The organism is Phaeovulum sp., assembly GCF_047638075.1.
Lineage (GTDB): Bacteria > Pseudomonadota > Alphaproteobacteria > Rhodobacterales > Rhodobacteraceae > UBA6197.
This window is the reverse complement of record NZ_JBLJBV010000063.1, coordinates 25047-45816: the sequence shown is the minus strand read 5'-3', so window position 1 is coordinate 45816 and position 20770 is coordinate 25047. Positions and strand designations below refer to the sequence as shown.

The following is a 20770-nucleotide window of genomic DNA, read 5'->3' as shown; positions in this document are numbered from 1 at the left end:
ATTTACCATCGGATCGATCCCGAAATCAGACCGCCGCCGCCGGAGGCTTACGCTTAAGCAGGAGGCTGTCTATTTGCACGAGTTGCAGGACGGGTTCCAAGCCAAACGCGTCATCGACGAATGGCTCGAATTCTACAACGCCGAGCGGCCGCACACCGCGCTTGCTAAACGGACCCCAGACGGCGCATACTTGGACCCAGCACAGATCAACCAAGCAGCATGAAACCTAACCCCGATGTGTCTTAGCTGAGCCACAAACCTGTTCAGGAAAGCGGGGCCACTTCAAAACGACAGCCGGTCGCGTACCTGATACTCAATCTGGTCGTCCGACAGATTGTAAAGAGCACTCAGAACCAGCGTCTTGAACATCACGATCACGTCCCAAGGCTTACCCCCGGCGCCGGATTTGTGCCCTGCTTCCGGCTTGCGCCAGACCCGTTCCAGCGTCGAACGAAACTCCTCCCACAGCACGATGGCGTCAATCCCGACCAGCGGGTCCCTCTTGGTGTCCAGGCTCGCGTAGCGGTCTGAAAGATCAAAGAAACCAATCTGCGCCATCTTCACACTCCAAGCCGTCGAACTTCCCCTGCTTCATGCCACAGCCGCCCGGGCAGGGCAATTTTTCGAGGTGCCCAATAGATATTATCCTATTTGATCCCTTCCTTTTCAATGACGGTTGCGTATAATTCTTTTAATGATTGTGTGCGTCCAAATGCCTGGTTTGAAGCGGCATAAGACTGCTCATATTCTGGTCTCAGTATTGCCAAATTCGTTTCCAGGTCGTGCCTTACAGTTGCTAGCCATTCGCCGTATTTCTGCGCGCGAACGGTGTCGGTTGGGTGGGATATAACAAAAGAACAAAGCTCTTCGCGCTTCTCATCGTTGCATTTTAGTTGTTCATATATGTATCTTTGGCGCTTTTGGATGTTACTTAGTTGATCAAGCGCCATGGCTTTCTTGAGTTCCGCCAACTTGATAAGATCATGAAGCTTCGCAGAACGTTTCATCTCCCCCCCCTTTCGCGGGCATGGCGGCGCATTCTTTCAGAAAATCGAATTGCGGCAGCAACGACCCGGTAATGTTCAGGTTGGATCTCTTGCCCCACTTCTATAGTGGCAAAGAGCGCGCGAGCGGTGGGCGGGTCAGAGTGAATTGGTACGCCGGCGACATTTGCGGCCTCACGGATGCGGGCGGCAATTTCATCCACACCCTTCGCCAGGCACTTGGGGGCGCGCCCGCTGCCGCGCTCCCATTTCAGCGCTACCGCATAATGCGTTGGGTTCACTATCACTACGTCTGCCTGGGGTACATCAGCCAACATACGGTTTGTAGCAATCTCGACTCCTCGTTGGCGCCGCTGGGCTTTCATATGCGGATCACCATCAGACTGTTTCATCTCATCAATGATCTCTTGGCGCGACATTCGGTTTCGCCTCATATGCTCTGCGCGTTGCCACAGGTAATCAATGGCGCTAATGGCCACGGCAACAATAAACACGATTGAGACAAACTCGACGGTCAGCCTTAAGAGTGTGGCGGTTGCCATTTCAGGCGTCAGATACTGGGTCATCAGTATCTGATCTGTTCTGCCAAGAATAAAGTTTCCAAGAATAGTGGAAATGATTACCAGTTTTACAAAATTCTTGAAAAACTCAAATAACCCACCGCGCCCAAACTTCTGGACCGCGTTTGACATTGGATTGATGCGGCTCATTTTTGGCATTAATTTCTCAGGGGCAAACACAATGGCGCGTTGGGCGCCTAGGAATGCAAGCACAATAACGGGCGGCAAAATGAAGATAAATGAAACTGTCGCCAAGACCCCGGAAAGCATTCCGAAAATTGGCCCGCTCCCCCCCGAGAGAAATAGGTCCGAGAGCCGATCCGATTGATCCAGAAGGACCATCAGACGCGTTCCAAAGGCGGTTAAGCCAACTGTTCCAAAACCAATTACAGCAATCAAAAAGCCACCGTAGGATGCTGCCACGGAGATCTCGGCCGACCGGACCAATTCGCCGCGCTTTCGGGCCTCATCCAACTTTTGTTGAGTAGGCTCGTGTTCCTTTTCAGTGTCATCGCTCATGGAGCTGCCTGAAAGGGATTGATAAGAAAATCATTCAAAGCCCCATACCAGATAAGTAGTGCTGTGGGGATTGCGATTGCCAGCAGCACTAGGCCACCAGCGGTCAAGGCTGGTGCGCCGACAAAGGCAACCATCAATTGCGGCATGGCGCGATTGATGGCTCCAAGCGCCACATTGTAAATCAACCCTCCGATAACAAATGGGGCAGCAAGCGAAAAGGCAAGTGAGAAACAATGTACCACCCCACTTAGGCCCCACATCCTGATGTCGGCTGCGGCTGGCATGCTGCCAGGAGTGAATACCTGATAGGTTTCTACCAATGCGCGCGCAATGTCGACGTGCAAACCCGTCATTACTGCGAGTGCGAGGCCGCCCATGACAAGAAGATGTCCCACGGCTGGCTGCGGCTCACCGGCAGACCCGCCAAAAAGCTGTGCCAGCGATATTGCCTGCGCAATAATTGCGCCCGCGATTTGAAGGGCAATAACGAATAGCCGTAGAACCATACCAAGGGCCAACCCGATTGTAGGTTCCGTAGCGAGATAAGGGGCTAATACCGTGTCGTCAGAAGAAATTTGCGTTAGATCTTGTGAAACGATGGGCGCTACCACCATGGTAAATGCGATAGTTAACGCTAAACGTACCCGAACGGGGAGCGATTGTTCACCAAAATCCGGTAATAATGCCATGGCGCCGCCAACGCGCAAAAATACGATGAACCCTTCGAAAAAGGCGCGGTTCGTATAATTGAGGGCGTCAGTAAGGTGCTCGTTCATGCCGAAACCATTCCCACCATGGAAGGGCGAGACTCGATCCCGATTTCTTCAAAGCTGAGCACGATGGCCGATATGTTTTTAGCGCCAAGCACAGTGCGCAGAAAGCGCCTTCGGCGCGCTGATGTAACAAGTGCCGGGAATATGCCCGCTTCACCAGCCCGGGCAATACGATCAGCAATATTATTGGCAAGGCGATTGAATTTATCAGGAGGTAACGCGATGTCCCCCCCTTTCTCGTTGCCAATTTGAAATGTTGTGAATAATTCCTCCCATTCTGGTGAGAGTTGCAGAAGCGGGATCGTCCCATCTTCTCGCCGTATTTCTGCAACAATCTGGAAGCCCAATCGCTGGCGGACATGTTCGCAGATCGCTTCTGGATTTTGAAGCCCGCGCACCTCGGAGATCGCCTCAAGTATCAACATGAGGTTGCGGATCGATACCCGTTCATCCAGTAGCAGACGTAATACAGCCAACAACAGGTCGACTGGAACCTTCTCAGGAACGAGTTCATCCAACAATTTCTTATTGGCTTCACCCCGGATCGGATCAGAAACATTCGTAACTTCTTCAAGAAGCCGCCGCAGAGAGCGCAAGGTCATCAATCGGCTGAAGTTACGCTTGATGACCTCCAACAAATGCGTCGCAAGAACTTCTGTCGGCCCAACTACGGTCGATCCCGTCAATACCGCTTCTTCCTGCATTGCGGTGCTGACCCAACGGGCCGGGGCGCCATACACCGGCTCTCGCACATCTTCGCCACTTGGAAGAAGCTCTCGGTTATCGGCAATCAGGGCAAGAACGCGATCTGGAAAAAGCTGATCGCGGGCTTGTTCAACACCTTGAATACGAATGCGGTATGCACCGTTTTCCAGGCTGGCATCGTCGGTTAGCCTTATCTCGGGCAGAATTAACCCATAACTGGCGGCGACATGGTTGCGCATATTTGCTATTCGTGCTTCCAGCCCGGTTGCTGGATCTAGCGCCATTGCCACAAGATCGGGCGCGAATTCCACATGGATGTCGTCGATATCAAGAATATCACCCAACGGTTTTCGGCGGGTGGGTTCGGGCTGCGCAGGCATTTTCATCGCCTCGCGGCGCAAACGCTTTTGTTCTGCATTACTTAAGAGCCACGCGCCCCCCCCAAGGATCAACGCACCCGCAATAAATGGCAAAAATGGCAGCCCCGGAACCAAGGCGAACAACGCCATCAAGACCGCAACAGTCGCCAATGCAGGAGGGTATTTTCCCAATTGGCGAAATAACTCCAGGTCAGCAGATCCATGTGCACCCCCGCGCGACAAAAGCAGTGCTGACGCTATGGAAATGATTACAGCGGGAATTTGGCTGACAAGCCCGTCCCCAATTGTAAGGATCGAATAAGTTTCAAGCGCACGGCCAATGGGCATGTGGTGTACGGTAGTGCCAATGATCAGCCCCATGACAAGATTCAATAGCGTGATCAGCAGGCCTGCTACAGCATCGCCCTTTACAAACTTTGACGCCCCATCCAGAGAGCCAAAGAAAGTGGTTTCCGCCTGCTCTCGTTCGCGTCTTGCCCGCGCCTCGGTATGATTGATCGCACCGGCGTTCATGTCGCTGTCGATCGCCAACTGTTTGCCGGGCATGGCATCCAGTGCAAAACGGGCACCGACTTCTGCCATTCGCCCGGCGCCTTTGGTGATCACGATGAAGTTTACGATCAGAATTACGCCAAACACCACGAGGCCGATCAGAACTGATCCCCCCATGATGAAATTGGCAAATCCCTCAATCACATCGCCGGCGGCGTTGGTGCCGGTATGGCCTTGACCGATTATCAACTTTGTTGATGAGACGTTCAGCGAAAGGCGTAACATCAACGATGCCAAAAGGATCGTTGGGAATGCAGAAAAATCCAACGGGCGTTCAATAAAAAGTGTGACCGTGAATATCAGGATCGCGAGGGCGAACGACGTCGCCAAACCGATGTCCAAAACCCAGGATGGCATTGGAAGGATCATCATCGCGATCACGGCCATCAGTGCCAGTGCCAGCAGAATTGTAGGTCGAAATATTGTTTGCATTGTAAGTACCGGCATCATTCAACGCCCGTTTTGTGTGCGCCGGTAAGCAAGTTTGCACCACGACCCCGACTCAACGGAACCAGCGATGAAAGCCCTTTGCCGTTACCAGTTTGCAGGAATGGGTATTGGTTGATCCGGGGCACGGGCGCCGTGCCATAAGCCGCTAGAACAATATCCGGAATCTCGGGGATTTCAGGGGCTCTTTGGCCTGGTTGTTCGGTGAGGTAGGCGGCCCCCCCACGCTGGGGCAATCCGTCTTCGGCAATAAACTTGGCACGGAAGCCATCGAATCTGGCGGCATACTTTGCAGCTAGCTCCGGTGTTCGGGAATGGAAGGCCCCTGCTGCCTTGCGCCAATCGCCTGTTTCTGCATATAATTCTTTCAGGAACTTTGCGGCGTAGAGGGCATTTTCCAGAGGGTCGAACATCGCATCAATCGAGTCGAATGCGTGGCCATGCCACTTGTAGTTGATCTGAAAACATCCAACATCAAAACTGCGGGCCCCGCGCTTGAATTCTTTGAAAACGTAAGCGCGTGCGTCATCCTGGCTGTCAAACCAGTGTCCTTTCCCCTCCATGTTTACGGTCCATGGCCACGGACGAAACGCGTTGGTCAGCTTGCGACCCGTTTCATTCAACGAGATTCCCTTTAGAACCGAAAGCGGAACGCCGGTCTGGCGCGATGCTTCAACAGCTACCCCATCGCATATGACCGAGAAATCTTGTGCGCCTTGCGCTTGCGCCACCAGACTGAGCACCGAAAACAGTGCCAAGATGGTGCCGCGAATTATGTTGGCCAGTAGCCTTTTCATGGGATTTTCCCGAACAGCGCAATTCTTGCTGTGCCAACGCTATCGGGTGAAAGTTTAGATTTGGTAAGCGTATTTCCCCAAATGGGTAGCAAGGAATCGAGGTGCCCCCAGCCCCCCTAGACGCCTGCCATGGTTGATTTCCTTTGCTTGATTTCATGGTCAACAGGTGGCAGCATCCCGTTTCTGGTGGGCTTTTGCATTGCGTTTAGGCAGGTGGCGTCGATCATCGCGGTATTCGCCTCGACCTGTTTTGCGGCCAAAAAACCGAAAGGGTATGTAGCCATGCTTCGCGCGCCACTTATGACTGGACCTCTTCCTCACCAACGGAAATGCTGGTGGGCGGATGCATAGAGTAATACCTTGGGTCGCGCGGCTATGTGAGGTAGGCGAAGATCTTGTCCATCATCTGATCGCAAGCGCCCAGCTGGCTTATGTCAAGATATTCATCTGCCTTGTGCCCCTGCGCCTCCATTGATCCCGGCCCGCATACAACTGTGGGGATGCCTGCCGTGGCGAAAAATCCGGCCTCGGTGCCATAGGCGACCTTGATGGTCTGGTCGGTACCGCACCATTGCGCGACGCGTCGGACGGCGGGATGATCCGTGGCGATCTCAAGACCGGGATAGGTGTTGGTTAGCGCAATCTCGAGTCCTGCGGCAGGGTCCTGGGCGCGGAAGGGCTTTGCAATTTGCTCGGCTACCTCGTGCAGGCGCGACAGGAAAACCTCAAGAGTATCGCCTGGCAGGTGGCGCAGCTCAAACTCGATCCGAGCGTGGTCTGGAACGATATTCAGCGCGGTTCCGCCCTGCATCTTGCCGATGTGAACCGTTGAATAAGGCAGATCATATCCGCCATCCCTTATGGCTGAGGCGGCATATTCATCTTGCAGTCGGCGCAGTGCCACGATGAAGTCGCCGGCCAGATGCAGCGCGTTGACAAAACGCGGTGCAAGCGAGGAATGACCGGCCGTGCCGCGACACATGGCCACAAACGCCGCCTTGCCCTTATGGCCCGTTGCAGGGTGCATCTGGGTGGGTTCGCCCACGATGCAAAGTTCGGGCTGCCAGCCAAGTGCCAGAATCCCGGGCAACATCTGCCGGATGCCGACACAGCCGATTTCCTCATCATAGGAAATCGCCAGCATCAACGGGCGTTCTGGCGGGGTTTGCGCTGCACGCGCGGCAAGCGACAAGATCGAGGCAAGAAAGCCTTTCATATCTGTCGTGCCCCGCCCACATAGTCGGCTGCCCTCGCGCGTCATATTGAAAGGCGGGCGGGTCCAGTTTTGACCTTCGACCGGCACCACATCGCTATGGGCCGACAGCATGACCCCGCCCGGCCCCTCGCCCCCAAGCCGGGCCATCAACCCGGCCTTTTTGCCCGATGGATCGGCTAGGCGATGGGTCTGAAACCCGGCTGCGGCCAGATGCCGTTCTGCGAAGGCGATCAGATCAAGATTGCTGTCGGCACTGACTGTTGGAAAGGCAATCAGCCGTTCCAACAGATCAAGCGTGGCAGGATATGGTGCGATCATCTCAGTTGGCGCCAATCATTCCGGCGCCAGTTCGGTGATCTCGCGCCGGAACGGTAGCGCATCGCTTAGCGGCTCACTATCCAGTTCGCGGGCGTAGCGGTGACCGGCGTAGGTGGCCCAGGCGATCGGTCCGGCAGCCTCGGCATCGCCAAACAGCTTGACCGAGCGGATACCGGCATCGGCCCAATCGTCCTGCCGCGCCAGTAGTTCATGGTAAAGGTCGTCATTGCCCCTGCGCGACGCCACTATCACAACGGCGTCCGCCGGATATTCGCACGTCTTGCCGGTGTAGACGCAGTTACTGATGATATGATCCGCCGCAATCTCGGTCACGCCGCGGTTAAGTACGATTTTTACCCCAAGCGCATCCAGACGCGCATGAATCGTTGATTGTTCCAGTGTGTTGTTGGTCCAGTCAGAGACATAGGCCGACGGCGTAATCAGCGTGACATCGGCCCCCTGTTTGACCAGTAATTCTGCCAGCACACCCCCCATATAGTAGTGATCGTCATCAAAGATCACTACTTTACCGCCCGGAAGCGTGCCGTCCATCAGGTCATCGGGGGTGTAGATGCTTGCCCCTTCCGCGATCTTCATCGGAACGACATGCTGGCGTGAAACCCCGTCACGACGCCATGTTGCGCCGGTGGCAATTGCTATATTCTGGAAACCGAATTCCATGATGTCATCGGCCGATAGCTGGCTATCCAGATAGATTTCCACATCCGGGCGACGCTGTAGCTGGTATTCGCGGTAATCCTTGACCCGGCCCCAGGCGCTAAGCCCTGGCAGCTTGCTTTCACGCGCGACGCGACCGCCAATTTCCTTGCGTGCCTCGGCAATGGCCACGTCGTAGCCGCGCCGGCATAACGCCCAGGCGGCCTCTAGCCCGGCGGGGCCAGAGCCAACAACCAGCACGTTATCGCTGGCGCCCTTGGGGTTCATGTTTTCCGGATGCCAACCTTTGCGCCATTCCTCCATGAAGGTCGGGTTTTGGGTGCAGCGACTGATCGACATGGTCATATCGCCGGTAATGCAGATATTGCAGCCGATACATTCGCGGATGTCGTCGATCCGGCCTTCTTCTACCTTTTTTGGCAAGAACGGATCAGCGATGGACGGGCGCGCGCATCCTATGAAATCCAATGTGCCGGACTTGATCATCTTGACCATAACATCGGGTGACGTGAAACGCCCGACACCGACGACGGGCTTGCCAGTCAATTCGCGGATCCCGCGCACCAGTTCCTGTTGCGCACCCTCTTCCTTAAAGCGCGACGGGCCGGAACAATCCTCCCATGATCCGTGCGCCATGTCCCACAGGTCGGGCAGGTCGCGGTTCATATCGACAAACTCGCGCACCTCTGCATTGGAAAAACCCAATTCACCAATGGTTTCGTCCAGGCTGACGCGCAGGGTGATGCCCATTGTGTCGCCCACCGCATCGCGCATATCGGCAATCACCTCGTTTACAAAACGGGCGCGGTTTTCAAGGCTGCCACCATATTCATCGGTGCGCTGGTTGGTTGCGCGTGAGAGGAAGTGCTGGAATATGCCAAAACCATGTGCGCCATAGAGGCATATCAGGTCAAACCCGGCGATCTTTGACCGTTTGGCCGCATTGACGAACCATCGGCGCAGGTCGCGAATTTCGTCTTTTGATAGGGCCCGCGCCTGCACCGGATCGTTGGTAAAGGTGCGGATCGGCAGGGCCGAGGGCGCGCGCGGTACTTCTTTGGTATAAAGATTGGGGCCATTGATACCCGAATAGGCCAACTGAATCCCGGCCAATGCCCCATGCGTCTTCATTTTTTCGGACATACGGCGCAACTGGGGAATGTCCTTGTCTTCCCAAAGCCGCAATTCGATGAATGGCGTGATTTCCGATGTATGGTGCATTTCGCACTGTTCGGTGAAGATGACACCCCAGCCGCCTTCTGCCTTGACACCGCGCATTTCAGCGGCCGCCGACGGGTCGCGATAGCCACCACCATTGCAGTGCGGCACCTGATAAAAACGGTTCTTTGCTGTCACAGGCCCGATTTTCATCGGTTCGAAGAGAATATCGTAACGAGCGTCGCGCAATGCAGCCTCCATCCCAGTATCGCGTAAGCATAAGGCGCCACAGGCAAGAGGAAAGTCGGGCTTGCGAAACCGTCGCTTTGGCAAAGCCTAATCTCTGGGTGGCGTTACGCCCAGCAGGCGACTGGCCTGCGTTTTGATCCAGCTTTGCGTATGGGCCATAAATGTTTTGTGCAACTGTGTGCGGTCAGTGGCTGACCCCATCAACAAGCCCAATTTCATCGGGCGCAGATTTCCGGTCAACGGCACAAAGCGTAGTGGTTTGCCATCGGGCGCAAGATCGTTCGTCGGGCGAATATTCACAATTGAATAGCCAAAACCGTTGGCGACCAGACTGCGCATGATTGCGGTGTCCCGTGTGCGCTCGGAAATGGTTGCGCGCAATCCAGCCTTTGAAAAGAAAGACAGAAAATACTCTGTGCTTAGCGGCAGATCCAGCAAAACCATCGGATACGGGGCAAGTTGATCAATGGATACCGCCGGAAGGTGCGCCAGTGCGTGCATCTCGCCCAGCGCGACCAACGGCGGTAATTCCAGAATGGGAAAAAATCGCAGATCACTGGGCAGGTCCAGATCATAGGTCAACGCAATGTCGATCTTGCCCTGACGCAGAAGGTTGAAAAGCTCTGTCTGATCAGCCTCGACCTGTGAAATACGAACTTCGCTATATTGTTGGATGAAATTGCGACGCAGGCCGGGCAAGACGATTTGGGCGAATGTGCTTAAACACCCAACCACCAACGGACCCCGGATCGACCCCGAAAGATCGCCCGCCATATCCCGCAAGGCCGCGGCCTGACGAAGCACTATCTGCGCGTGATCCAGCAACTTTCGCCCCGGTAACGTAGGCGTCAGCCCCTGCGCATGGTGACGCACAAATAATTGCACACCCAACTCATCTTCAAGCTGTGAAATACCGGCCGAAATTGAAGGCGATGAAACATTCACCTGTTGCGACGCTGCAGCGATACTACCCGTTTCGCCAACGGCAACGAAATATTCCAACTGACGCAGAGTATAGCGAAGCGGCATTGAAGATCCTGATATGCCCATGATCGCAGCATATCTGCGCCGGCTATGCGCAGATACTGAACGAAAGCCATGGCGCAATCAAGCGAGCAACGCACATACCGATCAAATTGCCATTGGAACACCGTTGGCGGGGTCGGCGTAGGGCGGGCTGGCGCAACCCGCCAAGCGCCTGATTCCGGTCCAGTTAAATCAACCTCACCTTTCCATTCGTATGAAACGCATAAAAAGGGATTGGCATCAAGGATGCTTGGATTTTTTGATCGGTTGCAAAAGCGCCCACCAAGGCAGGCAAATTTGGCCTCCCTTTGTGGCTTTAGGCTGGGCCTAATCAACGCTTTTAGAAGTGCTCATTTACCAACCCCGTTATTTCAAGCTTCAATATGACGAAAGGACGCAGTGAAAAGACGTTACCGCATGGGCGCGTGGCAAAGAAAACGCTTTGTCGGATGCGCCCCATAGCAATACCAATGCTGCCGTTTTGATCCATTGCAGCCAAAATCGAGCCAGCATGAGGATAGCCAGTTGAATCAGAAAAATGCCGTCGAAGTAGTTGATATATCAAAGAATTTTGGTGCATATCAAGCGCTTAAATCCATCAGCTTCGAGATCCGGAACAACGAATTCTTCACGATGCTTGGGCCCTCGGGGTGCGGAAAGACAACATTGCTTCGGATGCTGGCGGGCTTTGAATATCCCGACAGAGGCACGATCCGCCTGAACGGCAAGCCCGTCAATGACATCCCGGCCCACAAGCGGCACGTCAATACCGTGTTTCAAAGCTATGCGCTGTTTCCGCATATGACAGTGGAACAGAATGTGGCGTTCGGGTTGCAAAATCTGGGCTGGGACAAGGCCCGCATTCGCACCCGCACGGGCGAGATGCTGGAGCGCGTTCACATGTCGGATTTTGCAAACCGAAAGCCTGCACAAATGTCGGGCGGGCAGCGGCAACGGGTGGCGCTGGCGCGGGCGTTGGCGCCCGAACCCGAAGTGCTGTTGCTTGATGAGCCGCTTTCCGCGCTTGATCTCAAGCTGCGACAAGCGATGCGCGAAGAGCTGCGCAATCTGCAACGTGATACCGGTATCACCTTCGTTTTCGTCACCCACGACCAGGAAGAAGCGCTGGATATGTCTGACCGTATCGCTGTTCTTGGTGGCGGCGAAGTGCAGCAGCTTGGCACGCCTGCAGAGATTTACGAAGAGCCCGCAAATCGCTTTGTCGCGGATTTTGTGGGCGAGACGAACTTTTTGGATATCGAGGTTCTTGAGACTCGCGATGGAATCGCAACCGTTCGCACGCCCTTTGCCCAGATCATCACGGTTCCGGCCCCCATCAGCATCAAGCCCGGCAAGGCAACACTGTCAATTCGCCCCGAAAAGCTGAATCTGGGCGATCAGGTGCAAGGGGTCGAGTTTCAGGCGCAGGTCGTCAACAAACACTATCTGGGCGGCTACACCCACTATTCGCTTTCCGCCAACGGTACCAGTATCCGCGCGTCACGTCGCAACGCCTCGCGCGAGGGGGACAGCATTTCTATCGGCAGCACAGTTCATGTGGGCTTTGTTGAAAGCTCGGCGCGGGTCCTGGCCTCATGACCAGCCGCGTGCACACAAAGCCCATTGTCAATAGCCCGGTGCAGTCGGCGCACTGGCGCCGGCAGCGCCGTCTGCCCTATCTTGGGCTCTTGCCAGCCTGGCTGCTTATGGGCTTTGCCCTGATCATGCCCATCATCATTGTCGCACTGGTGTCGGTTGCGACCCGTGGTGCCTACGGTGGCTTTGAATGGGATTTCAATCTGGCCGGTTACAAACAGATTCTGTTCAATGAGGGTTGGACCGGAGAGCTGGAATTTACCCCGCAGTATGTCATCATCATCCTTCGCACGGTGTTGCTTGCGACGGTCACAACCCTGGTTTGCCTGCTGCTTGCAGTGCCGGTTGCCTATTACATTGCCGGTCAACCAGCACGCACCAAGGCGTTGCTGGTTTATCTGGTCACATTACCGTTCTGGATGTCGATGATCCTGCGCATCTATGCCTGGATGATTATTCTGGGCCGCGATGGCCCGTTGCCGCGGTTCCTGGAGTTCTTTGGCGGGGCGTCGGGTTTGAGCCTGATGTATAACGACGGGGCCACCCTGGCGGCGATGGTTTATACCTACATCCCGTTGATGATTCTGCCAGTTTTTGCCTCGATCGAGAAACTTGACGGCACGCTGATAGAGGCGGCGCATGATCTGCATGGCAACCGCTGGGTTGCGCTGCGTCGGGTGATCCTTCCGCTGACTGCGCCGGGGATCTATTCCGGTGCGATTCTTGTGTTTGTTCCCTCGCTTGGCGCCGTGCTGGAGCCGATCCTGATGGGCGGCGGCAAGCAGATGATGATGGGGTCGCTGATCCAGTTGCAATTCGGCGGTGGGCGCAACTGGCCTTTCGGTTCTGCCATCTCGATCACCTTGTTGGTTTTCGTGATGGTCGTCCTGATTTTGATGGCACGCCGCGCCACCAAGCGGGAGATCGAGGCATGAAAAACCGTCACGATGTCAAACGCTATCCGGGGCTTGGAGCGTTGAGTCTGGTGTTCTTTATCTACCTTTACGCGCCGCTGGCCGTGGTGATTACCTATTCCTTCAATGCCAACCGTATCACCGGCATCTGGACGCATTTTTCGCTGAAATGGTATGGCTCAGCGTTGAACAACGTCGCGTTGATGACGGCGTTGAAGACATCGCTTATTGTTGCTGCGGTGGCGACGGTTGTCGCAACGACGATTGCGTTATTGGCAGCGCTCTCGATCATCCGGGGTAAGCGTGTACGCTTTCGCAAGCTGTCGGAAACGGTGGTGAATCTGCCCTTGCTGCTGCCCGAAATCGTTTTGGCCGTGGCTGCGCTTATCCTGTTTTCGCTGGTCGGGCTGCAAAACGGTTTCCTCAAGCTGATCATTGCCCACTCGGCGTTTTGCACGCCCTTCGCCTTTCTGCCGATCCGTGCGCGGCTACAGGGTATGTCGCTGGATTTTGAAGAAGCGGCGACCGATCTTTACGCCTCGCGCTGGACAACCTTCCGCCGGGTGACGCTGCCGTTGATCTTTCCGGGCCTGTTTTCCGGGGCGATGTTGGCTTTCCTGATCTCGATGGATGACTTCATCACCTCGAACATGCTGAGTTCTGGCGGCACGACCACGCTGCCGGTTTACATCTTTTCGCTGATCCGGGCGGGCACTTCGCCGGAGCTGAACGCAATCGCCACGTTGCTGATTCTGGCTTCGCTGGTGCTTGCCACTGTCGCGCTGACCGTCGCTTCACGCGGCAGCCGCGACCAACTTTGATCAATAAGAAATGACCAACAGGAGAAAAAACATGAAAAACTATCTTACGGCTACCGCAATCGGTCTTTGTGTGGCCTCGGCCGCACAGGCAGAAGGCAAACTCAACCTTTATTTCTGGTCTGAATCACTGTCGCCGGAACTGATCCAGAAATTCTCAAAAGAATATGATGTCGATGTCAATGTGGACGGCTACACCTCAAACGAAGATTTGTTGACCAAATTGCAGGCCGGCACCTCTGGTTATGACGTCGCGCTGCCATCGCAGCATTTTTTACGCATCATGATTGATGAGGGCCTGATCGAGAATTACGGCGCTGACAAATTGAACGCCTATAATAATATTCAGGAAAAATGGCGTCACCAGTGGTGGGATGAGACGCAAGAATACTCGATCCCCCTTTCTTATGGCACGGCATCTTTCGTGGTAAATACCAAGGAATATGACGGGCCTACGGATAGCCTGAAGTATTTTCTGGAGCCCGAAGGCGAGCTTGTCGGAAGGATCGCCATGCTATCTTATCCTGACGAAATCATCGGAACCGCACAACTTTACCTGGGAGTGCCTTTTTGCACAGAGGATCCCGCCGAAATGAAGAAGGTGTTGGATCTGCTGATGGCCCAGAAACCTGCCGTTGCGGCTTATTCTTCGGATAACATCGAAGGGCGCCTTGGATCTGGTGAAGTTGCGGCGCATTTTTGGTGGGATGGTGAAACGGTCAGGGCGCAGGCCGAAGGCGTGCCGCTGAAATACGTCATGCCGAAAGAAGGGCTGGTGGGCTGGATCGACAGTCTGGTGATCCCGAAGGGCGCGCCAAACCGCGAAAACGCTATAAAGTTCATCGAATTCATTTCTGAACCCGAGAATGCCACGATTGAGATGAACCATTATGCGCACGCCTCACCAATGACCGTTATTGAGGAAAAAAAGCGTTTCACCAAAGAGATAGCCCCTGCGCTTTATCCTGATGTGCCGGTCGAGTTTTCGCGCACATGTTCGCCCGCGGCGCAGGATCTGGTAACACGGGTCTGGACCCAGCTTTTGCAGTAAACGCTACCCGGGGGCGCAAGTCGCCCCCGCACCCCGCCCCCGCCTCCCGCCGGAGAACGCCATGCCAGCCGACCTTGTCATCCTGAACGCGCGGACACGCCCACTCTTTGCGCCAGAAGGAACCACCGCTATTGCCGTGTCTGAGGGGCTTATCGTTGCAATTGGGGATGATACGGCAATCCGCGCCCATATCACGCAGACAACACATGTCATCGACGCCGCCGGGTGCGAACTGATGCCCGGGTTCATTGAAAGCCACCTTCATCTGTTCATGGGCGGCGCGACACTGTCGATGCTGAACCTGGCCGCGACTTTCGGCTTTGAGGATGTGCGGACCGCTTTTCACGACTTTATCCGCGAAAACCCCGGCGATGAAATCCTGTTTGGCTACGCCGTGAATTATACCATCTTCGGTGACGACTGCCGGCCGGATCGCCATATTCTGGACCGTATTACCGCAGACCGGCCGTTTTGCCTGATTGCGACCGACTTGCACTGCGCGTGGGCCAATACCCGCGCGTTAGATCTGGCAGGCATCCTGCACGGCGCGGATGTTGGCCACGGTTCAGAAGTGGTGTTGGGCGCGGATGGATTGGCTACCGGCGAGTTGCGCGAATTCGAGGCGATGAACCGTGTAAAAAGGCTGTCACGGTTAAAGGGGCGGGATGGGTTGGAATACCCGGGCCTGGCGCCCGTATCCGAGGAAGACCGTGCCCATGACCGCGCACTGATCCGTCTGGCAGGTGACTATTGCGCACGCCACGGTATCACGACTGCCGTCAACATGGACGGCAACCCCCATCAGGCCGGGCTGATGCGCGATCTGGCACAAAAAGGCGAGATGGCCGTAAGGGTCAGCCTGCCCCTGTGTCTGGTCGAAAGCCATGGCCCCGAAGGTGTGGCGCGCATCGAGGCTTTCGGTGACGAGGTGCCGGGCTGGCTTGGCTTTGGCCGTATCAAGCTGTTCCTGGATGGGGTCTATGATACTTGGACCGCGCTGACTGTCAGCGACTATCCTGACAGGCCGGGCTATCGCGCAGAGGCTCTTTTTGCGCCTGATATTTACAATGCAATCTGCATTGAGGCCGATCGCCGTGGCCTGCAAATTACTACCCATGCGGTTGGGGATGGTGCGGTGCGCGCAGCTATCGACGGCTATGAGGCAGCAGCCAAAGCTAACGGTGCACGGGATGCGCGTCACCGTATCGAACATATTGACACGATCACCCCCGAAGACCTGGACCGTCTGAAGCCGCTTGGCATCATCGCCTCGATGCAACCGGTCCATCCGCCGGGGTCCGCTGGCTTGCCACTGGAGCCGACCATCACGATCATGGGACGCGACAGATGGCCCACGGCGTTCCCATGGCGCATGATCCACGACCGTGATGTGCCGCTGGCTTTTGGAACGGACTGGCCGGTTTCGCCCATATCGCCGCTCTACGCAATTCACTGCGCGCTGGTTCGTCAACCTTGGGCCGCTGACATGCCCGATCAACGTCTGACGCTGGATGAATGTCTTGCCGCATACACGACCGGTGGCGCCTATGCCGATTTTTCCGAGAACCGGCGCGGGGCGCTACGCCCTGGATACGATGCCGATCTGGTGCTGATCGACGGGGCGTTGGCGGGGTTGGCAATATCGCCAGACGCCGCACAGGTATCGGTGACCATCTGCGCCGGACGGACCACATATGAAAGACCGGGGCAGTGACCGAAACCTTCGATTATATCGTGATCGGCGCGGGCTCGGCTGGTTGTGTTCTGGCCAACCGGCTGTCTGCCGATCCGGCGAAAAAGGTATTGGTAATTGAAACCGGTGGTGGCGAACGCGATCTGCGCGTGAAAGTGCCTGCCGGGATCCTGGCCATGTATGGCCGGCCGCGTTTTGATTATGGCTATGTGGGGACCCCACAGGCGGAATTGAACAACCGCAAGATACCCGTCAACCGCGGTCGGATGCTGGGCGGATCCTCGTCGATGAACTCGATGCTCTATGTCCGGGGCGCGGCTAAGGATTACGACGAGTGGCGTGATCTGGGCTGTGCGGGCTGGGGTTGGCTGGATGTACTGCCTATCTTCAGGGATCTTGAGCAAAACCGCAACGGACAGGCCCCCGCTTATCATGGCAGTAAAGGCGAACTGATTGTCAGCCGACCCACTGATCCAAATTCAGTCTGCAACGATTTCATCGCGGCAGGCGAAACGATCGGCCTGCCCCAAAACCACGATTTCAACGGCCCCGACCAACTGGGTCTTGGCATCTATGATGTCACGCAAAAGAACGGCATCCGCTTTTCGTCCTATAACGCCTTTCTGGAACCCGTGCGCCACCGCCCGAACCTGAAGATATGGACCGGGGCCGAGGTGCGGCGCCTGTTGAGTGCCGATGGTCGCGTCACCGGGGTCGACATTGTACGCAACGGCGCATTGCAACAGGTTCAATGCCGGGGTGAGGTTGTGCTTTGCGGTGGGGCGATTGGTACGCCGGTGCTCTTGATGGCATCGGGGGTCGGGCCGGCTGCGGTGCTAAAGGATGCCGGGATCTCGGTGATCCACGATCTGCCGGGTGTCGGCCAGAACCTGCGCGACCATGTAGACGGGATGATCACCGTGCGCAGCAATTCCAGCCGCACATTGGGCATTTCTTGGCGCAACATGCGACGGTTGCTGCCCGCGCCGTTCTGGTTTGCTGCGACCCGAAAGGGGGAATTGTCCACGAATTACGTTGTTGCCGGGGGCTTTGCCCGCACACCGTTGGCCGGGGACCTGCCTGACGTGCAGTTCCATTTTGTGCCCGGCTATCGCAGCCATCGCGGTCGGCTGGTCGAATGGGGGCATGGCTATGCAGTCCATACTTGCGTGTTGCGCCCGAAATCGGTGGGCGAGATCCGGGTTGCGCGTGAGGGCGACCGGATCGTACCCCGGATTGACCATCGCTTTTTCTCAAACCCCTATGATGCGCAAGTGCTTGTCGAGGGGATCAAGCTGGCGCGCCGCATCTTTGCCGCCGAACCGATGGCCCGCCTGAAAGGGCACGAGATCTTGCCCGGCCTGGACGTGCAAAGCGATGAACAGATCCTGGCCTATCTGCGGGCCGAGGCGCTGACCGTCTATCATCCGGTCGGCACCGCCCGGATGGGGCGCGATGCGCAGGCGGTCATCGACCCGGTGTCGATGAAAGTTCATGGCATGACCAACCTGCGCGTCGCTGACGCGTCGGTCATGCCGACGCTTATTGGCGGCAATACCAACGCGCCGTCCATGATGATTGCTGAAAAATGCGCGCGGGCCATTCTGGGTTGATGCGGGCCACAACAAACGCCGCCGCTGGACCTGTCAGCGGCGGCGCTATCGTTAAAAGTGGTCTCAGACCTTGTACTTGATCCAGGTCGTTTTCAGCGCGGTGTATTTATCCAGCGAATGGATCGACAGATCACGCCCAAAGCCTGATTGCTTCATACCGCCGAACGGCGTCTGGGCCGATAGCGCATCAACGGTGTTCACGGAAACGGTGCCGACATGCAGTCTGTCGGCCACCCGGCAGGCGCGGCTGAGATTGTCGGTCCAGACCGAAGCGGCAAGGCCGTAGATGGAATCATTTGCCATCTCGATCGCCTGCGCTTCGGTATCGAAGGGGATGACTGATAGAACCGGGCCGAAAATCTCGTCCCGCGCCAACGTATTATCCTGCGTCACGTCATCAAAGATGGTCGGCTGCACGAAATAGCCCTTGCCGTCGATCTGCACCCGTTGGCCGCCGGCAACCAGATTGGCGGTGGTTTTGCCAGCCTCGATAAAGCGCATGATACCTGCGGTCTGTTTTTCATCGACAATCGCCCCCATCTTTGAGGCCGGATCCAACGGATCGCCGGGCTGCATACCCTTTGCCCGCGCAATCAGTTTTTCGACCAGCGCATCTTTGACCGACCGTTCAACATAGATCCGCGAATTGGCTGAACATACTTCGCCCTGATTGAAGAAGATGCCGAATGCAGCCATATCGGCCGCAGTATCCAGATCTTCGCAATCCGCAAAGACGATGTTGGGGCTTTTGCCGCCGGTTTCGGGCCAGATCTGTTTCAGGTTCGACTGGCCGGAATACTGCATGAACATCTTGCCGGTCGCGGTTGACCCGGTGAAAGCAAGACAATCCACATCCATATGCAGACCAAGCGCCTTGCCCGCGGTTGCACCAAATCCCGGTACGACATTGAAGACGCCCTCCGGAACGCCGGCTTCGGCCGCCAGCTCGGCCAGACGCAGCGCTGATAGTGGTGACTGCTCGGCCGGTTTCAGCACAACCGAGTTGCCGGCAGCCAACGCTGCTGCGGCTTTCCATGTTGCCATATCCAGCGGGAAATTCCACGGCACCACAGCGCCGATCACGCCTAGCGGCACGCGCCGGATCAACGCCAGATCACCGGGGCCGGTCGGTGCAACCTCGTCATAAAGCTTGTCGATGCATTCGGCGTACCATTGGAAGAAATGCGCAGACCCGGGCGCATCGACAGTTGCCGCATCGGTGATCAGTTTGCCCATGTCCAAACTGTCCAGCAGGGCCATTTCTTCAAGATTGGCGCGGATCAGGTCAGCCAGTTTGAGCATTACTGCCTTGCGATCCCCCGGCGCCATGCGCGACCAGCCGCCATGTTCGAACGCCCGACGCCCCGCCGCAACGGCAAGATCGACATCCGCCGCGTCACATTCGGCAACTGCCGTTAGAACCTGTCCCGTGGCGGGGTTGATGCTATCGAAGGTTTTCCCCGATACCGCATCCACGAATTTGCCGTCAATGAACGCCTGTCCACGAAAACGGATTTGCGCGGCCCGTGATACCCAGTCTTGGTGGGAATAGTCACGCATGGCTTATCTCCTTTGTATCATTCGTCTCCGGGGACACCGTAAGAGGGGGCGCCCCGGGGGTCGATGGCGCGCTGAACATAAGCATCCAGCTGCGGTTTGTAGATGTTCCAGGCGGTGGCGATAGCCTCGATCGGGCAGCCCTCGGTCCAGTCGCAGCGTAGATCCGCAACCGGCCAACTGACCTTGTCCACCAGTTTCATCCCGGCAGAATGGATCGGCCCGGCCTCGCCACCCGCCGCCAGACCGGCGCGCATTGCCGCAATCAACCGATCGCCCAGATGACCCGAGGCGGCTAGAAATCCGTCCACGATGGCCTGTGGCACAGTGTCATTCGCCAATAGGTTGCCGCCCGAGGCCACATTGTCAGCCTGCGCCTGCGTCCAGATGCCCAACGAATTTGGGCCGGAATGGATTGCGGTGATGCCCTTCATGTCTACCGCCAGAACCTGCCGGTATTCGATGAATTTCCCGCGCCTTTGCACTTCGGCAATGGCATCGGTGGCGCTTTTACCCTGCTGCATCAGATCCAGCGTCAAGGGGCCCAGCGTCGGATCGGTCACGTTCTGCGAGGCGACCGCGCCAACGCCCGCACGGGCATAAGAACAGCGCGCCGCCACCGCCGGTGATGAGGATGAGATGGCAACACCGAACATCCCCGTTTCGGCGCAGCGGGCAACCACTGAAAAAGTCATCGCATCACTCCGGAATAACGGCGGTGCCGTCGATTTCCACCAACCAGTCGGGCCGTGCCAATGCCTGCACGACCAACCCGGTTGAGACAGGATGCACCCCCTTGATGTATTCGCCCATCGTGCGGTAGACGGCCTCGCGGTGGCGCACATCTGTCAGATAGACCACAACCTTGACCAGATGTTCCATGCGGCCGCCGGCTTCTTCGATCAGCTGTTTGATATTTTGCATCACCTTATGGGTCTGCTCAACAGGGTCATGGCTGTTGATGTTTTTTGCATCGTCCAGGTTTTGGGGGCACTGACCGCGCAGCCAGACTATCTTGCCACCCTGAGTGACGACCGCCTGACATAGATCGTTGTCAAGGTTCTGTTCGGGATAGGTTTCTTTGGTGTTGAACTTGCGAATTCGGGTATGGGCCATTTTGGTCTCCGTGGGATCGGGCTTTCAGGG

General features: G+C 56.4%; 19 protein-coding genes and 1 pseudogene. 7 read left to right on the top strand and 13 right to left on the bottom strand.

Annotation, left to right across the window (positions count from 1 at the left end; genetic code table 11):
* On the top strand, positions 1 to 223 hold a 223-nt coding region (locus tag ACM62R_RS09625; RefSeq protein ID WP_415183838.1), incomplete at its 5' end, for an integrase core domain-containing protein.
* Positions 224 to 285: 62 nt separating this feature from the next.
* On the opposite strand, the pseudogene ACM62R_RS09620 reads toward ACM62R_RS09625, so the two are convergent.
* From ACM62R_RS09620 to ACM62R_RS09575, 10 genes and pseudogenes are all read right to left on the bottom strand, one after another.
* Positions 286 to 558 (bottom strand): annotated as a pseudogene (locus ACM62R_RS09620) (transposase); the annotation flags it as partial.
* An 89-nt stretch (positions 559 to 647) separates the two neighbouring features.
* Positions 648 to 1007 (bottom strand): hypothetical protein, encoded by a 360-nt coding sequence (locus ACM62R_RS09615; RefSeq protein ID WP_415183837.1) that lies wholly within the window; start codon positions 1005 to 1007, stop codon positions 648 to 650.
* Positions 1004 to 2083 carry a flagellar biosynthesis protein FlhB gene (locus ACM62R_RS09610; protein ID WP_415183836.1) on the bottom strand — a complete coding sequence of 360 codons (1080 nt, stop codon included), beginning with the start codon at positions 2081 to 2083 and terminating at the stop codon, positions 1004 to 1006. The genes ACM62R_RS09615 and ACM62R_RS09610 overlap by 4 nt, the downstream gene beginning before the upstream one ends.
* Positions 2080 to 2859, bottom strand: a complete 780-nt coding sequence (locus ACM62R_RS09605; protein WP_415183835.1) for a flagellar biosynthetic protein FliR — start codon at positions 2857 to 2859, stop codon at positions 2080 to 2082. Before ACM62R_RS09605 ends, ACM62R_RS09610 begins: the two co-directional genes overlap by 4 nt.
* Positions 2856 to 4940 (bottom strand): flagellar biosynthesis protein FlhA, encoded by a 2085-nt coding sequence (gene flhA, locus ACM62R_RS09600; protein WP_415183841.1) that lies wholly within the window; start codon positions 4938 to 4940, stop codon positions 2856 to 2858. Before flhA ends, ACM62R_RS09605 begins: the two co-directional genes overlap by 4 nt.
* Complete coding sequence (locus tag ACM62R_RS09595; protein WP_415183834.1) at positions 4940 to 5737, bottom strand: transglycosylase SLT domain-containing protein; 798 nt, start codon at positions 5735 to 5737, stop codon at positions 4940 to 4942. Before ACM62R_RS09595 ends, flhA begins: the two co-directional genes overlap by 1 nt.
* Positions 5738 to 5853: 116 nt before the next feature.
* On the bottom strand, positions 5854 to 6021 hold the full coding sequence (locus ACM62R_RS09590; RefSeq protein WP_415183833.1) for a hypothetical protein: 168 nt from the start codon (positions 6019 to 6021) through the stop codon (positions 5854 to 5856).
* A gap of 89 nt (positions 6022 to 6110) precedes the next feature.
* Positions 6111 to 7271 (bottom strand): acetylornithine deacetylase, encoded by a 1161-nt coding sequence (gene argE / locus ACM62R_RS09585; protein ID WP_415183832.1) that lies wholly within the window; start codon positions 7269 to 7271, stop codon positions 6111 to 6113.
* 15 nt (positions 7272 to 7286) lie between these two features.
* Positions 7287 to 9356, bottom strand: coding sequence for an FAD-dependent oxidoreductase (locus ACM62R_RS09580; protein WP_415183840.1), 2070 nt, complete (start codon positions 9354 to 9356; stop codon positions 7287 to 7289).
* Between the two features lie 87 nt (positions 9357 to 9443).
* Positions 9444 to 10385, bottom strand: coding sequence for a LysR family transcriptional regulator (locus ACM62R_RS09575; RefSeq protein ID WP_415183831.1), 942 nt, complete (start codon positions 10383 to 10385; stop codon positions 9444 to 9446).
* A gap of 522 nt (positions 10386 to 10907) precedes the next feature.
* On the opposite strand from ACM62R_RS09575, the gene ACM62R_RS09570 reads away from it, so the two are divergent.
* The 6 genes from ACM62R_RS09570 (at position 10908) to ACM62R_RS09545 (ending at position 18067) form a co-directional block, all read left to right on the top strand.
* On the top strand, positions 10908 to 11981 hold the full coding sequence (locus tag ACM62R_RS09570) for an ABC transporter ATP-binding protein (RefSeq protein ID WP_415183830.1): 1074 nt from the start codon (positions 10908 to 10910) through the stop codon (positions 11979 to 11981).
* A 125-nt stretch (positions 11982 to 12106) separates the two neighbouring features.
* Positions 12107 to 12913, top strand: a complete 807-nt coding sequence (locus ACM62R_RS09565) for an ABC transporter permease (protein ID WP_415183829.1) — start codon at positions 12107 to 12109, stop codon at positions 12911 to 12913.
* Positions 12910 to 13713 carry an ABC transporter permease gene (locus ACM62R_RS09560; RefSeq protein ID WP_415183828.1) on the top strand — a complete coding sequence of 268 codons (804 nt, stop codon included), beginning with the start codon at positions 12910 to 12912 and terminating at the stop codon, positions 13711 to 13713. The genes ACM62R_RS09565 and ACM62R_RS09560 overlap by 4 nt, the downstream gene beginning before the upstream one ends.
* 31 nt (positions 13714 to 13744) lie before the next feature.
* A complete protein-coding gene (locus tag ACM62R_RS09555; protein ID WP_415183827.1) occupies positions 13745 to 14761 on the top strand; it encodes an extracellular solute-binding protein in 1017 nt (338 codons plus the stop codon).
* A gap of 61 nt (positions 14762 to 14822) precedes the next feature.
* Positions 14823 to 16475, top strand: coding sequence for an amidohydrolase (locus tag ACM62R_RS09550; protein WP_415183826.1), 1653 nt, complete (start codon positions 14823 to 14825; stop codon positions 16473 to 16475).
* Positions 16472 to 18067, top strand: a complete 1596-nt coding sequence (locus ACM62R_RS09545) for a GMC family oxidoreductase (protein WP_415183825.1) — start codon at positions 16472 to 16474, stop codon at positions 18065 to 18067. The genes ACM62R_RS09550 and ACM62R_RS09545 overlap by 4 nt, the downstream gene beginning before the upstream one ends.
* Positions 18068 to 18130: 63 nt before the next feature.
* Here the strand turns inward: ACM62R_RS09545 and ACM62R_RS09540 are convergent, their stop codons facing one another.
* Genes ACM62R_RS09540 through ACM62R_RS09530 form a run of 3 tightly spaced genes read right to left on the bottom strand, consistent with a single transcriptional unit; the run spans position 18131 to position 20740 of the window.
* Entirely contained in the window at positions 18131 to 19627 is a 1497-nt protein-coding gene (locus ACM62R_RS09540; protein ID WP_415183824.1) for an aldehyde dehydrogenase, read from the bottom strand.
* Between the two features lie 17 nt (positions 19628 to 19644).
* Entirely contained in the window at positions 19645 to 20319 is a 675-nt protein-coding gene (locus tag ACM62R_RS09535; RefSeq protein ID WP_415183823.1) for a DUF1028 domain-containing protein, read from the bottom strand.
* Between the two features lie 4 nt (positions 20320 to 20323).
* Positions 20324 to 20740, bottom strand: coding sequence for a RidA family protein (locus ACM62R_RS09530; protein ID WP_415183822.1), 417 nt, complete (start codon positions 20738 to 20740; stop codon positions 20324 to 20326).
* Positions 20741 to 20770 lie beyond the last annotated feature (30 nt).